The sequence below is a fragment of the Pseudomonas sp. 1 genome, assembly GCF_056626735.1.
Genome location: NZ_JBWXMQ010000016.1, coordinates 138,119 through 152,283, shown reverse-complemented (window position 1 = coordinate 152,283; position 14,165 = coordinate 138,119). Strand labels below are relative to the sequence as shown.

13 protein-coding genes are annotated in these 14,165 nt (G+C 61.6%); 3 read left to right on the top strand and 10 right to left on the bottom strand.

All coding sequences use genetic code 11. The features are described 5' to 3' along the window. Positions 1 to 71: 71 nt before the first annotated feature. The 6 genes from pepN to AC1MDC_RS23015 are packed head-to-tail and all read right to left on the bottom strand — an operon-like array spanning position 72 to position 6,585. On the bottom strand, positions 72 to 2,729 hold the full coding sequence (gene pepN, locus AC1MDC_RS23040; protein ID WP_480393727.1) for an aminopeptidase N: 2,658 nt from the start codon (positions 2,727 to 2,729) through the stop codon (positions 72 to 74). Positions 2,730 to 2,739: 10 nt separating this feature from the next. After that, complete coding sequence (locus AC1MDC_RS23035) at positions 2,740 to 3,570, bottom strand: DUF2797 domain-containing protein (protein ID WP_085698880.1); 831 nt, start codon at positions 3,568 to 3,570, stop codon at positions 2,740 to 2,742. After that, positions 3,567 to 3,827 carry a YeaC family protein gene (locus AC1MDC_RS23030; RefSeq protein WP_085698878.1) on the bottom strand — a complete coding sequence of 87 codons (261 nt, stop codon included), beginning with the start codon at positions 3,825 to 3,827 and terminating at the stop codon, positions 3,567 to 3,569. Before AC1MDC_RS23030 ends, AC1MDC_RS23035 begins: the two co-directional genes overlap by 4 nt. A 30-nt stretch (positions 3,828 to 3,857) precedes the next feature. Further along, positions 3,858 to 4,727, bottom strand: coding sequence for a rhomboid family intramembrane serine protease (locus tag AC1MDC_RS23025; RefSeq protein ID WP_085698876.1), 870 nt, complete (start codon positions 4,725 to 4,727; stop codon positions 3,858 to 3,860). Continuing rightward, on the bottom strand, positions 4,724 to 5,695 hold the full coding sequence (locus AC1MDC_RS23020; protein WP_480393726.1) for a metallophosphoesterase: 972 nt from the start codon (positions 5,693 to 5,695) through the stop codon (positions 4,724 to 4,726). Before AC1MDC_RS23020 ends, AC1MDC_RS23025 begins: the two co-directional genes overlap by 4 nt. Next, positions 5,695 to 6,585 carry an NAD(+) kinase gene (locus AC1MDC_RS23015; RefSeq protein ID WP_007956919.1) on the bottom strand — a complete coding sequence of 297 codons (891 nt, stop codon included), beginning with the start codon at positions 6,583 to 6,585 and terminating at the stop codon, positions 5,695 to 5,697. Before AC1MDC_RS23015 ends, AC1MDC_RS23020 begins: the two co-directional genes overlap by 1 nt. Before the next feature lie 115 nt (positions 6,586 to 6,700). Between AC1MDC_RS23015 and AC1MDC_RS23010 the strand changes: the two genes are divergently transcribed. Then, positions 6,701 to 7,651 (top strand): DUF1853 family protein, encoded by a 951-nt coding sequence (locus AC1MDC_RS23010; protein ID WP_480393725.1) that lies wholly within the window; start codon positions 6,701 to 6,703, stop codon positions 7,649 to 7,651. Between the two features lie 111 nt (positions 7,652 to 7,762). Here AC1MDC_RS23010 and AC1MDC_RS23005 read toward each other — a convergent pair whose 3' ends face one another. Further along, positions 7,763 to 9,046, bottom strand: coding sequence for an arsenic transporter (locus AC1MDC_RS23005; RefSeq protein ID WP_480393724.1), 1,284 nt, complete (start codon positions 9,044 to 9,046; stop codon positions 7,763 to 7,765). A gap of 174 nt (positions 9,047 to 9,220) precedes the next feature. After that, positions 9,221 to 9,778 carry an NADPH-dependent FMN reductase gene (locus AC1MDC_RS23000; RefSeq protein WP_007956924.1) on the bottom strand — a complete coding sequence of 186 codons (558 nt, stop codon included), beginning with the start codon at positions 9,776 to 9,778 and terminating at the stop codon, positions 9,221 to 9,223. Between the two features lie 185 nt (positions 9,779 to 9,963). On the opposite strand from AC1MDC_RS23000, the gene AC1MDC_RS22995 reads away from it, so the two are divergent. Together AC1MDC_RS22995 and AC1MDC_RS22990 are read left to right on the top strand one after the other, a co-directional pair. After that, the gene (locus AC1MDC_RS22995; protein WP_007956926.1) at positions 9,964 to 10,200 is read left to right on the top strand and encodes a hypothetical protein; all 237 of its coding nucleotides are present in this window, start codon (positions 9,964 to 9,966) and stop codon (positions 10,198 to 10,200) included. Between the two features lie 85 nt (positions 10,201 to 10,285). Beyond that, the gene (locus AC1MDC_RS22990; RefSeq protein WP_085704306.1) at positions 10,286 to 11,179 is read left to right on the top strand and encodes a LysR family transcriptional regulator; all 894 of its coding nucleotides are present in this window, start codon (positions 10,286 to 10,288) and stop codon (positions 11,177 to 11,179) included. Here the strand turns inward: AC1MDC_RS22990 and AC1MDC_RS22985 are convergent. Next, the gene (locus AC1MDC_RS22985) at positions 11,145 to 11,759 is read right to left on the bottom strand and encodes a GNAT family N-acetyltransferase (RefSeq protein WP_085704304.1); all 615 of its coding nucleotides are present in this window, start codon (positions 11,757 to 11,759) and stop codon (positions 11,145 to 11,147) included. The two genes, AC1MDC_RS22990 and AC1MDC_RS22985, sit on opposite strands and share 35 nt — an antisense overlap. A 14-nt stretch (positions 11,760 to 11,773) precedes the next feature. After that, positions 11,774 to 14,029 (bottom strand): Orn/Lys/Arg family decarboxylase, encoded by a 2,256-nt coding sequence (locus tag AC1MDC_RS22980; protein ID WP_085704302.1) that lies wholly within the window; start codon positions 14,027 to 14,029, stop codon positions 11,774 to 11,776. Between the last annotated feature and the right edge of the window lie 136 nt (positions 14,030 to 14,165).

The following is a 14,165-nucleotide window of genomic DNA, read 5'->3' as shown; positions in this document are numbered from 1 at the left end:
ACTACCGCATTCGCGAGCAAGTCGAATCGTCGCACCGTCGCCCCCACAGTTTTAAGCGGTGCTATCCCAGCTTACGCCAGGCTTTTGCTGACCACTTCATACACATCACTGGACAGCTGACCGGACGCCAGAATCCGCTCCAGCTCCGCCTTCATCAGCGCCTGACGAGCACCGTCATACTTGCGCCAGCGAGTCAGCGGCGCCAGTTGACGCGAAGCGATCTGCGGGTTGAAGCCGTTCAGCTCGATCACCAGATCCGCAAGGAAGCGATAGCCCGAACCGTCCGCCGCGTGGAAGTTGATCAGGTTCTGCCCGGCAAAGGCGCCGACCAGCGCACGCACCTTGTTCGGGTTCTTGATGTTGAACGCCGGGTGCTGCATCAGCGCCTTCACACGTTCCAGACCGCCCGGCAAGGTGCTGCCGGCCTGCACGCTGAACCACTGATCCATGACCAGCGGGTTGTCCTTGAAGTGCTCGGCGAAACTGGCCAGCGCCTTGGCTTTCTGTTCGTCGAACGGCGAGTTGACCAGCACGGCCAGCGCGGTCAGGCGCTCGGTCATGTTGTCGCAGCTGTCGAACTGTTCGAGCGTCGCCGCCAGCACTTCCGGCTTGCCGCTGAGCATCAGGTACGACAGCGCGATGTTCTGCAACGCGCGACGGGCGAAGTGCTCGGCTTCGGCCACGTACGGGGTTTGCTTCGACAGATCGCGGTTGGCCTGATAACGCAGCCACAGCGCCTCGAACAGGTTGTCCGCCAGTTGCTGACGGGCGAATTCGCGGGCGGTGTGGATCGCCTCCACGTCGGCGATTTCGCTGATTTCGGTCAGGTAGGCTTCGCTTGGCAGCGAGAGCATTTCCGCGACCATCGCCTGATCCAGCGACTCGTCCGACAGCACGGTACGCAGCGCGGAAACCAGACGCGGGTCGAGCACCAGACTTTCGCCCTTCTGCTGCTGACCGATCAACTCTTGCAACACCTGCACCGACAATTGCTGGCCGGCATCCCAACGGTTGAAACCGTCGGTGTCGTGCTGCATCAGGAACATCAACTGATCGCGGTTGTACGGGAAGCTCAGTTTCACCGGCGCCGAGAAGCCACGCAGCAATGACGGCAGCGGCTGTTCGGCGATGTCGATGAAGGTGAAGGTCTGCTCGGCTTCGGTCACCGAGATCACACGAGTGGTGCCTTGAGCAGCGCTTTCGCCGGCCAGACGCAGGGCGATTTCGTTACCTTGGCTGTCGAGCAGGCCGAGTTCCACCGGGATCACGAACGGCAGTTTTTCAACCTTGTCCGGGGTTTCCGGGCAGCTCTGGCGGAAGGTCAGGCTGTAGGTTTTCGCAGCGGCGTCGTAAGACTCGCTGACCGCCAGTCGCGGTGTACCGGCCTGGCTGTACCAGCGTTTGAACTGGGTCAGGTCGACGCCGTTGGCATCTTCCATGGCCTTGATGAAGTCATCGCAGGTCACGGCCTGGCCGTCGTGGCGTTCAAAGTACAGGTCGCTGCCCTTGCGGAAGCCTTCGGCGCCGAGCAGGGTGTGGATCATGCCGACCACTTCCGAGCCCTTTTCGTACACGGTCAGGGTGTAGAAGTTGGAAATCTCGATGAAGCTGTCCGGGCGCACCGCGTGGGCCATCGGGCCGGCATCTTCGGCGAACTGGTGGGTACGCAGGTACGCCACGTCCTGAATGCGCTTGACCGTGGCCGAGTTCATGTCGGAGGAGAACCCGGCGTCGCGGAATACCGTGAAGCCTTCTTTCAGCGACAGCTGGAACCAGTCGCGGCAGGTCACGCGGTTGCCCGACCAGTTGTGGAAGTATTCGTGGGCGACGATCGCCTCGACCCGCTGGTGCGCAGCGTCGGTGGCGGTTTCGGCACGGGCCAGTACGGCACTGGAGTTGAAGATGTTGAGGCCCTTGTTCTCCATGGCGCCCATGTTGAAGTCGTTCACGGCGACGATCATGAAGATGTCCAGATCGTACTCGCGACCGTAAACCTCTTCATCCCAGCGCATCGACTTCTTCAGGCTGTTCATGGCGTGCTGGCACTTGTCGATGTTTTCCGGCTCGACATAAATGCGCAGCGCCACGTTGCGGTTGGTCATGGTGGTGAAAGAGTCTTCAACGCACCACAAGTCACCGGCCACCAGCGCAAACAGGTACGCCGGCTTCATGAACGGGTCTTCCCAGGTTGCCCAATGACGGCCGTCTTCGCCGGGGCCGCTGGCAATCGGGTTGCCGTTGGACAGCAGCACCGGATAGCTGTGCTGCTCGGCCACTACGGTGGTGGTGAACTTGCTCATCACGTCCGGGCGGTCGAGGTAATAGGTGATCTTGCGGAACCCTTCGGCCTCGCACTGGGTGCAGAACATCGTGCCGGACTTGTACAGGCCTTCCAGTGCGGTGTTGGTTTCCGGGTGGATCCTGACGCTGGTGTCGACCGTGAATGTTTCGCTGGCCGGTTGCAGGGTCAGGTGGTTTTCCGTCAGCTGGTAGTCGGCGGCGCTCAGTTCCTGGTCTGCCAGGGTCACCGACAGCAGTTCCAGCTGTTGGCCGTCGAGCACCAACGGCGGCAGGCCCGGGCCACGGGCCGGGTTGCGGCGCATCACCAGTTGCGCGTGGACCAGACTGTGGTCCTCGAACAACTCGAAGGTCAGGTGTGTTTCATCGATCAGGTACTCGGGCGCCTGATAGTCCTTCAGGTAAATCATCTTCGGTTGTTCGGTGCGCATGCTGAAGTCCTTATTGATGCACGGCGAGCTGATAGGCCGTGTACTTGCGAATGTTGATCACGCCGGTGTCGAAGATCAGGTACTGGCCCTTGATCCCCAGCAGCGTGCCTTCGGCAATCGGGTTCTTGTCCAGGTTGAAGCTGACGATCTTGGCCGGGTACTGCTCGACCGGGTAGCGGATTTCCAGCGGCTCGACGTCGGCGATGGTCTGAATGGCCTGCAGACCGAATCGCTCCTGCAAACCTTGCAAACCCGGGGCGCAGCTTTCGAACAGCTGATCGCGCACCTGCGCCAGATCCACCGCCGCCGCGTCGCCCTTGAGCAAGGCGCGCCAGTTGGTCTTGTCCGCCACCTGACTGCGGAACAGGTCTTCGACGAAGCCCGATTGCTGGCGCGTGGAAACGCGCATGATCGGCAACGCTTGACTGGCGCCCTGATCGAGCCAGCGGGTCGGCAACTGGGTGGCGCGGGTGATGCCGACCTTGATCCCCGACGAATTGGCCAGGTAGACGATGTGGTCGGTCATGCAGAACTTCTCGCCCCACTCAGGCTCTCGGCAGGTGCCGGCCTCGAAGTGGCAGCGCTCCGGGCTCATGATGCATACGTCGCATTGGGCCAGTCTGGTCATGCACGGGTAGCAGTAACCCTGACTGAAACTGGTCTTGGTCTTGCGCCCGCAATGGGTGCAGTGAATCGCCCCCAGGTATTCCAGACGCACCGTGCTGCCAATCAACGGGTTGACCGGCACCTCGACGTCATCCAGACGAAACGCGTACTGCACGTTCGGCCCGTCCAGGCGCGCCGACATTTTGCTGATTGCACCGCGGCCGATCTCGATCAATGGATGGCGTCCGACTTGAACAGGATGTTCGGCACTTCGATCGACTTCGACGCACATTCCTGCGGGCCCATGTAACCGGTGCGCTCTTCCTCGGGCAGGTTCTGGATTTCCCAGGCGATCATCGCCTGCAGCGACAGCTCACGCTGTTCGGCGGTGAGCTTGCCACCGTCCGACCATTTGCCGATCTCTACGGCCAGTTTCAGGCTCTGGTAGATGTCCGGGGTGATGTTCTTGATCAAATCGTTAAAAGAGGACATCAGGGTCTCCGTGCTCTTTATTCAAAAAATTCAGGCGGCCAGTTTACGGCGGTTGTACAAACCGCCCAACAAACCGGTGAAGCATCCGATGAGTAACCCGCCGACGTGGGCGGCATTGGCGATTTCGCCGAAACCGATCATCGAGATCAGCCCCGACATGCACACCAGCAACCACACCAGCATCATCACCAGCACACCGCGCGGCAGGCGATAGGCCGGGTTCGGCGCCAGCAGCTGGAAGATCCAGCAGTGACCGAGCAACCCGTAAAGCACGCCGGACAGACCGCCGAACAGGCTCGGACCGCTCCAGGCGAATTGCGCGTAGTTGGACACCAGGCTGAACAGCAGCGTCAGGCCGATCAGGTTGACGCTGCCCTGGCGCGACTCGATGCGCCGCCCCAGCTCCCAGTACCACATGCCGTTCATGGCCAGGTGCAGGATGCCGAAGTGGATCAGCATGGGGGTGAACAGGCGCCACCATTGCCCCGCCGCCAGGCTGTCGGCCAACGGTGTGAAGTGGATGTAGTCGCCGACCACGCGAAAATCGAGGAAGGTCAGCCAGCGCATCGTGTCGAGGTTGTCGCCCAGATACGTCAGCCCCGCTACCAGCAGGCTGAGCAACAGGATGAAGCCGGTGGCCCTGGCATGTTTCAGTTGCTCGGCGAAGCTCGGACGCTTGAAGGTCGGCGCCACCGGAATGTCCAGTTGCTGATCCGGATCACCCGCCGGAAAGCGCTCGTATAGCGAACGCACGTCTTCGCTGATTTCCGACGGCACCCACAACACCTGCTCGCCCGACTCTTCGCTGACGCGGTGAGGCACCTGCATGCGTTGCAGCAGTTTGACGAAACCGCTCAAGTCCGCCGCCAGTGGCAGACGCAATACCGCTACCGCGCTCATCGCAGCACCTCCGGCCGCTCGACGTCGACCCAGACAAATTTATGCGGATCGAGGCGGGTTTCCTGATCCAGACGATAGGCCACCAGTTTGCCGTACAGCACCGCGCTGTAATCCAGGCAGGCGAGGTTCGGCCGGATGGGCGCCGGTTTGCCGCTGCGCCAGTAATGACCGACGAACAGCAATGGCTCATCGATGCCATAGCGCAGCAGGGAATTCTTTTCGCTGGAGGTCAACGGCTTTTGCGCCACCGGTTCCGGCAGTGCGTCGGGCTGGAACACGATGTCGCCGTAAGTCTGCGGATCGTCTTCCCAGAATTTGGTGCGGAAGAATGAACGCACCAGGCCGTCGCCACTGGTCATGGTCAGGCCATCCGGCAGGCGCATGTCGGTGCCGCGCAGCAGGCGGTCGAACACGGTGCAGGCGAAACTGCCCGGTACCGCCGAGGCCTGGAGGAAGTGTTCATCGACGCAGCCATCAGGGAACAATGCGCGCAACGGCTCGATCAGGCCGGCGTCCCAACAGGCATGCACCACCCGGAAGCGACCGGCGTCGACAAACAGCGGCAGCTCATAGAACCATTGCTGGAAATCGTGCCAGTCGCCGGGATGCTGTTCGAACTGGGTCAGGGTTTCGTGCAGCAGACGGGCATGGCGCGGCGTGTGCTCGCGCACGAACTGCTTGCCGCTGCCCGGAGGCGCCGGCGTGCTCCAGCCCAAGGCATTGAACTCGTGGTTGCCCATGATGCACAACGCCTGACTGGCCTCGACCATGTCGTGGACGATGTGCAGCGCCTCGCGAATCCGCGGGCCGCGGTCGATGATGTCGCCGACAAACACGGCCATGCGCGATGGATGCCGCCAGACCCCGCCCTGCTTGTGGTAACCAAGACGGTCCAGCAGGTGTTCCAGGGTCAGGGCGCATCCGTGCACGTCACCAATCAGGTCATAACTGCGCGCGGGATCGAGCATCAGTCGCCTCCACCACCCAACTTGCTGCCCCAGCCGAGCTTGGTCCGGCAGACTTCGTAGTAGTTGTGGTCGAGCGGATGGATCAGCCGCAACTTCTGCGCTTTCTTGCTGACGGTGATGGTGTCGCCCGGCGCGCAGGTGAAGTGGTTCTGCCCGTCGCAGGAGACCTGCGGGTAGATCTGCATATCTTTGGACACGACGATTTTCAGCTCACTGTTGCCATCGACCACGATCGGTCTGCCCGACAAGGTATGGGGGTACATCGGCACAATCACAATAGCGTCAAGCTTGGGATGCATGATCGGGCCGCCGGCAGACAGTGCGTACGCGGTGGAGCCGGTCGGGGTCGACACGATCAGGCCGTCGGCCTTCTGGCTGCAGACGAACTGGCCGTCGATGTACAGCTCGAACTCGATCATCCGCGTCGATTTGCCCGGGTGCAGCACCACGTCGTTCAGTGCATCGCCCTGGCCAATGGCTTCGGCGTGGCGACGGACTTCGGCTTGCAGCAGGAAGCGGTTTTCCACCAGATAGTGGCCGTCGAGCACTTCGGCGACCTTGATTTCCAGCTCGTCAGGGCGGATATCAGTGAGAAAGCCGAGGCTGCCACGGTTGATCCCGAGCACCGGAATATTGTGCTTGGCCAGTGCCCGCGCCGCGCCGAGCAGGCTGCCGTCACCGCCGACCACGATGACCATGTCGCAGACCTCGCCAAGCATCTTGCGCGACGAGGTTTGCAGGCCATGGCCCGGCAGGACTTCGGCGATGGTGTCTTCGAGAATCACATGCAGGTGACGATCGAGCAGGAAGCGTTTCAGTCGGCGGACGGTATCCAGCACCTGGGAACTGCCCAGGCGACCGATGATGCCGATATTACGAAATTGCTCCATGGGACTCCTGCGGGGGACTGAGACGGCGAAAAGCACGATTATGGGCGAAAGCGCCGGATAGACAAAATCCTTTCAGCCCCGAGGAGGCCGCGGTGTTTGAGGCTATGCTCGCAAGATGATCCTATTTCCCGATTTGTTGCAGTTGCCCCACCAGTTGCGCCACCCCGAGGTGCGTGATCTGGCGTGGGTGATCCTCGCCCCGCCGATGCTCGCCGCCACCCCGTGGCCGCAGCGCCATCCGCTGGCGGGCAGCGACTGGGTCAGCGACCCCGAGCGTCTGGAACACTGGTTGCGCCAGCTCGACCGCGACAGTTACGGCCTGCTGCACTGGCTGTCCCAGGCTCGCACCCGGCGCCTGGGTCTGTATTACGAGCGGTTGTGGCAATTTGCGGTGGAACACGCGCCGGGCATTGAGCTGATCGCCGCCAACCTGCCGATCCGCCGCGAAGGCCACACCCTTGGCGAATTGGACATGCTGCTGCGCGACCGCGACGGCGTGCATCACCTGGAACTGGCGATCAAGCTCTACCTCGGCCCGCAGAACGGCGACGGCCATGATCCGGCGTCGTGGCTGGGGCCGGGTTGCCATGATCGACTGGACCGCAAACTGGCGCATTTGAACGAACATCAGCTGCCGATCTCCGCGCGCCCGGAGAGCCGCGAAGTGCTGGCGGCGCTGGATGTGGGGTCTTTGAGTGCGCAATTGTGGCTTGGCGGGTACTTGCTGTACCCGTGGCCCGGTCAGTCCGCACCTCCCAACGGCGCCCACCCGCAACATTTGCGTGGCAGCTGGCTGCATCAGAAAGACTGGCCGGCCTTCGTCACCCAGCGCCCGGACGGACGCTGGCAACCCCTGCCCCGCCACGCCTGGCTGGCGCCGGCGCACTACCCGGCAGACCAGACCTGGAGCAACGGCCACTTGCAGGCCTGGCTCGACGAACTCGAACCGCTGGCCCCGGCGCAACTGATGGTGCGCCTGACCGAAAATGCCCGGGGCGAGTGGGAAGAAGCCGAGCGGCTGTTTCTGGTGTCGGATCTGTGGCCGAATGTGCCCGGCCAATCCTGATTTCTGTGGCGCCTGATCTGGCCCCTTCGCGAGCAAGCTCGCTCCCACAGGTTCAGTGTTCACCGCATCACCCGTGGGAGCGAGCTTGCTCGCGATTGAAGCCAACCTGTTCTAAAGGGATAACCGCACGGCGAGTGCCGCCAGGGTAACCAACAGAACCGGCACGGTCAGCACGATCCCGACCTTGAAGTAATAACCCCAGCCGATCTTGATGTTCTTGCGCTCCAGCACATGCAGCCAGAGCAGGGTCGCAAGACTGCCGATCGGGGTGATTTTCGGCCCCAGGTCGCTGCCGATCACGTTGGCGTAGATCATCGCTTCCTTCACCACGCCGCTGGCCTGGCTGGCATCGATCGACAGCAACCCGACCAGCACCGTCGGCAGGTTGTTCATGATCGATGACAACAACGCCGTCAGCACCCCGGTGCCCATCGCCGCGCCCCATATGCCGTAGCCGGCGAACACATCGAGCCAGCCGGCCAGATAATCGGTGAGCCCGGCGTTGCGCAGGCCGTAGACCACCAGGTACATGCCCAGCGAGAAAATCACGATCTGCCACGGCGCCTCTTTCATGACTTTGCGCGTGGAAATCTTGTGTCCGCGCGCCGCAATCGCCAGCAGCAGCGCCGCACATACTGCCGAGATCGCGCTGATCGGAATCCCTAGCGGCTCCAGCGCGAAGCAGCCGATCAACAGAATCAGCAACACCGCCCAACCCGCGTAGAACGTGGCTTTGTCGTGGATGGCGGTTTCCGGGTGCTCAAGCTGTTCCGGGTCGTAACTCTTGGGAATGTCTCGGCGGAAGAACCACAGCAACATGCCCAGCGTGGCCGCGACGCTGACGAAGTTGACCGGCACCATCACCGCTGCATAGCGGTTGAAACCGATGTGGAAAAAGTCGGCCGAAACGATGTTCACCAGGTTCGACACCACCAGCGGCAGGCTGGCGGTGTCGGCAATGAACCCAGCGCCCATGACGAACGCCAGGGTCGCCGCCGGGGAAAAACGCAGGGCCAGCAGCATGGAAATCACGATCGGCGTGAGGATCAGCGCCGCGCCGTCATTGGCGAACAGCGCCGACACCAGTGCGCCGAGCAGCACCATGAAAGCAAACAGCCTGCGCCCACTGCCCCGCCCCCAGCGCGCCACGTGCAACGCGGCCCAGGCGAAGAACCCGGCCTCGTCGAGCAGCAGGCTGATGATGATCAGCGCCACAAACGTGCCGGTGGCGTTCCAGATGATTTGCCACACCAACGGGATGTCGCCCAGGTGCACCACACCAAAAATCAGCGCAACGATGGCGCCGAACGTTGCACTCCAGCCGACCCCGAGGCCTTTGGGTTGCCAGATCACCAGGGTAATGGTCAGCAGGAAAATCAGTGACGCAGCGAGCATTCGCGACAGCCTTCAATAAAGTTTTGGGGGAAATCAAACCACACGAAAAAACCTGTGGGAGCGAGCTTGCTCGCGATTGCAATGTGTCATTCAACTGATGTGTCAGCTGATACACCGCTATCGCGAGCAAGCTCGCTCCCACAGGGTCGATATCTTGTCAGAAAAAACGGTGGATCACTTCTTGTGCTGTGCCACCCACTCTCCAAAGGCATTGATGAAACTTTGCAGGAAAGGTTTCACCGATTCGTTCAGCTTGCCCGCCTCGTCGAACGCGGTGCCCGCGCCGCCCAGATAGGCTTCCGGCTGCTGCATGCATGGCACGTTAAGGAAAACGAAGGACTGGCGCAGATGCTGGTTGGCGCCGAAACCGCCGATGGCGCCCGGCGAAACGCTGATCACCGCCCCCGGTTTGCCGCTCCAGACACTCTTGCCATATGGCCGCGAACCGACGTCGATCGCATTCTTCAACGGCGCCGGCACCGAGCGGTTGTACTCCGGAGTGACAAACAGCAGAGCGTCGGACGAACCCACTTTTTGCCGGAAAGTGCTGTAGGCTGCCGGCGGTGAATCGCCGTCGATGTCTTCGTTGTAGAGTGGCAAATCGCCAATTTCGACAATGTTCAGCTTGAGATTGGCCGGTGCCAGTTCCGCCAGCGCCAGGGCAACCTTGCGGTTGATGGACGCTTTGCGCAGGCTGCCGACCACTACTGCGACGTTATAGACATTGCTCATTGGAGGACTCTCGACTGTCCGTGGGAGGAGCCAGTAGTTATAGATGATCCGGCGACGATTCCACCAGACGCTGAAGGTAATTTCCTGCGTCTGGAATATTTTTTTCCTGTAGGAAAACTTACCAAGCTCGATGACGGTCTACCAAGCCGCAAATCAGGCGTTTTATCTCCAGAGGTTCTAAGCAGATGGCAGCAGTACTCGTCGGTCAGTTCCATGCAAGAGATGCGGAAGGCCGCGTTTATTCCGTGCATGAGTTCCAGGAATCCAACCCGTCGGCAGACGGCTTCACCGGCACGGAGCCCGTTACCACCTACAAACTGGCGATTGGCGACCGCGTCAACAAGATCGACGACAACGAGTTTTTGCTGGTTCAGTCGGGCATCACCCTGATCCGCGAACCCGAACCATCGGTCGCTTCATAACCGATCGTTATGAGCAGAAGTCATCCGCGCCGAGTTGGGGTAGGATTCAGCCACTGACCCCAACGGCCGGACATGGACTTCACGCATGCGTTTACGTCATATCGAAGTGATTCAGGCGCTTTTGCAGACCGGTCACGTGGGCACCGCCGCCGAATGGCTGCAACTGGCGGCGCCCGAGGTCGAGGAGCGTTTGCGCGAAGCCGAGAGCCAGCTCGGTTTCATGCTGTTCGCCAGCGTACGCGGACGACTTCAGCCGACCCCGGAGGCCCGGGCGCTGCAAGTCGAGATCGGTCACATCTATGAAGCGCTGGAACCGGTGCAACGGCTGGCCAGCAGTCTCAAGCAATACCTTGCCCCGCCCCTGCGGATCATCGGCACCCCGCCGCTGGCCCAGCAACTGCTGCCGCAAAGTCTCGCTGCCCTGCGTCGGCGTCTGCCCGACGTGCCCTGCACCCTGCTCAGCGAACCGACCCGCGACATCGTCCGTCACCTTCTGCTGCGCGACAGCGATCTGGGCCTGAGCCTGCACGATCCACAGCACCCCGATATTCATTGCCAGCCGCTGGCCCAGGGCAAGCTGCAGTTGCTCGCGCCCCACGGCTGGCTGCAACCGAAGCAGAAGTACATTTCCCTGCAGGATCTGGCCGGCCAGGCGATGGTCGGCCTCGAAGGCCAGGACCCGCTGAGCCCGGCCCTGGAAAACAAGCTTCAGGCCCTGCGCCCGGCGCCGACCATCCAGACCCGGGTGCAAACTCACCAGATGATGCGCGGCATGGTCGAGGCCGGCGAAGGTCTGGCGATCGTCGACCCGTTCACCGCCCTCGGCGCGCGGGCGGGCGGTCTTGATGTCTGCCCTCTGTCGCCGGCGGTGCCGATCAGCCTCTATGCCCTGACCTTCAAACACGCCACGCCGTCGGCGGCGATTCAGACGCTGCTCGCAATCGTCACGGAACAAGCCGAGGCGATGCTGGCGAGCTGATCGGGTGTTCCAGCGGGTTATCGAACAATCGATACCAGAACAGCGCCACTTCGGCGGTATTCGGATCGATACCGCGATAACGCAGGTGGTCGATGCCGCCAATCACATAACCGCAACGCTCATACAGGCGACAGGCGCCAAGGTTGTTGTTCTGGGTTTCGAGCATGATCCCCGGCAGCTTTTTCTTGCGACTCCAGAACTGCGCCACGTCGAGCAAGGCCTTGGCCACGCCATGGCGCCGCGCCGGCGCGTGCACCGCCAGTTCATCGATATGGGCGAAACCGTTCCAGTTGGTACTGATCACCAGATGACCGACCGGCTCGTCCTCCAGATACGCCATGAATATTGCACTGTCGGCGGCATCGCGAAAGCTGCTGAATTCCTCCGGATCGATGCCGTAGCACTTGCGGTACGGCACGATAGGTGTCACGCCCCATTGCGCCACGGGTTTGCCGATTTCGGCCACGCCGTAGGCGGCCACCTCGAAACTGAAATCGCTGCCCCAGATATATTCAGCAAAACCCTCGTCGGCGACCCGCACCGACAGCCCTGGGTATTTCGGATTCATGACCGGTTGCATACTCGGAAAAGCCCTCATTCCTTGACGCAATCGACGGTGTAATGCCGTCCATTGCCCTCATCTTCGTGTTGCAGACCGTGCACATCGACCACGAACCCCGGAAACATTGCATCGAACGTGCGAGCAAACCTGAGGTATTCGATGATCGAGCGCGTAGATTCGGTAAAACGCTCGCCGGGCATGATCAGCGGAATGCCCGGCGGGTACGGCACCAGCATCACCGCCGCTACCCGGCCTTCCAGTTCATCGATCGGCACCGCCTCGACTTCGCCGCGCACCAACTGGTCGTAGGCGTGGGCCGGTTTCATGGCGATTTCCGGCAGCACCGTGTACATGCGCTTGAGGTGTTTGGCGGTGGCATTGCTGCGATAGCAGGTGTGGAGCTGATCGCACAGATCGCGCAGACCCATGCCCCGATAGCGCACAGGATCTTCCTGGGCAACGCATTTCAGGCAGGTGTCGAGGCTGACATTGGCGTCGTAACTGCGCTTGAACTCCAGCAGTTCGGTCAACAGCGTGCTCCACTTGCCCTTGGTGATGCCCATGGAGAACAGCACCAGAAACGAATAGAGCCCGGTTTTCTCCACTACCAGTCCGCGCTCCCAGAGGAAACGGCTGACCACCGCCGCCGGAATGCCCTTGTCGCTTAACGCGCCGCCGGCGGTCAGGCCCGGCATGACCAGGGTGACCTTGATCGGGTCGAGCAGGACGTAGTCGTCGCTGACTTCGCCGAAACCGTGCCAGTCCGCCTCGGGCTTCAGCAGCCAGTCCTCGGTCTGTACCCGGTCAATCCCCTCGACGCCCGGCGGCTGCCAGATCGAGAACCACCAATCGTCAGCCGCGATGTGCTGGCGCAAATTGGCCAGGGCCCGGCGAAAACTCAAGGCTTCATCGAAAGTTTCCTGTAGCAGCGAGCGGCCGGCCGGCCCTTCCATCATTGCCGACGCCACGTCCAGCGAGGCGATGATGCTGTACTGCGGCGAAGTCGAGATGTGCATCATGAACGCTTCGTTGAACCGGTCGCGATCCAGCTGCCGCGCGCCGCCGTCCTGCACATGGATCATCGAGGCCTGGCTGAACGCCGCCAGCAGTTTGTGGGTGGAGTGGGTGGTGAACACCAGCGGACTGTCATCGCTGCGCGAGGTGGCCATGCCGTAACGGCCGGCAAAGAATTCGTGAAACGCCGCGTAGGCATACCAGGCTTCGTCGAAATGCAGGACTTCGACGCTGTTGCCCAGACTCTGCTTGATCAGCTCGGCGTTATAGCAAAGGCCGTCGTAGGTCGAGTTGGTGATCACCGCCAGTTTGACTTTCGGTTCGCGGCCCTTGGTCAGCGGGCTGGCATCGATCTTGGCCTGGATCGATTCGCGGCTGAATTCACTGAGCGGAATCGGGCCGATAATGCCCAGCTCATTACGCTCCGGGCACAGGTACAGCGGAATCGCGCCGGTCATGATGATCGCGTGCAACACCGACTTGTGACAGTTGCGATCCACCAGCACCAGATCATCGCGCCCGACCATCGAGTGCCAGACAATCTTGTTGGCGGTCGAGGTGCCGTTGATCACGAAAAAGGTGTGATCGGCGCCGAAATTGCGTGCAGCCCGTGCTTCTGCCTCGGCCAATGGACCGGTGTGATCGAGCAGCGACCCCAGCTCCGGCACCGAGACCGACAAGTCCGAGCGCAGAGTGTTTTCACCAAAAAACTGATGAAACGCCTGCCCCACCGGACTCTTGTGATACGCAACCCCGCCGCCATGGCCGGGGGTGTGCCAGGAGTAGTTGGAATCGGCGGTGTGCTGCACCAGCGCCTTGAAGAATGGCGGCAACAGGCCGTCCAGATATTTGCGCGCCGCCCGCGCCACCTGCCGGGCGAGAAACGGCACCGTGTCTTCAAACAGGTAGAGAATGCCGCGCAACTGGTTGAGCTCGGCCATGGCATCGGCCGGGGCGTTTTCCAGGGTGACTTGCTCGCCGAGGGCAAAGATCGGCAGATCCGGCGCCCGCACCCGGGCCAGACCGATCAGTTCGGCCATGTTCTGCAACAGATGGGAATTGGTGCTGGCATCTTCGGCAGCGATCAGCATGCACGCCAGACCATGGTGGGTCGACGCAACCAGCCGGCCCTCGGTGTAGTCCGTGGCCGAAACGATACTGAAACCTTCCTGCTCCAATTCATGGGCGATGCCGCGAATGCGTTCGCCAGCAACCGTATCGGCCTTGATGTCGCGGTGAACGATCAATACCGGGAACTTCAGATCTTTGTACATGGGGCTCAGTGTCCTGAGGCGGCGGAGAGTGATCTGCCAATGTCCTCAGGGTAGAGGGTCGGAGCGGATGTGGCGAGGGTGGCCAGTTGTCAGTACTGCCAAAAACAAAGGATCGCCCGAATACGGCTGGTATGTT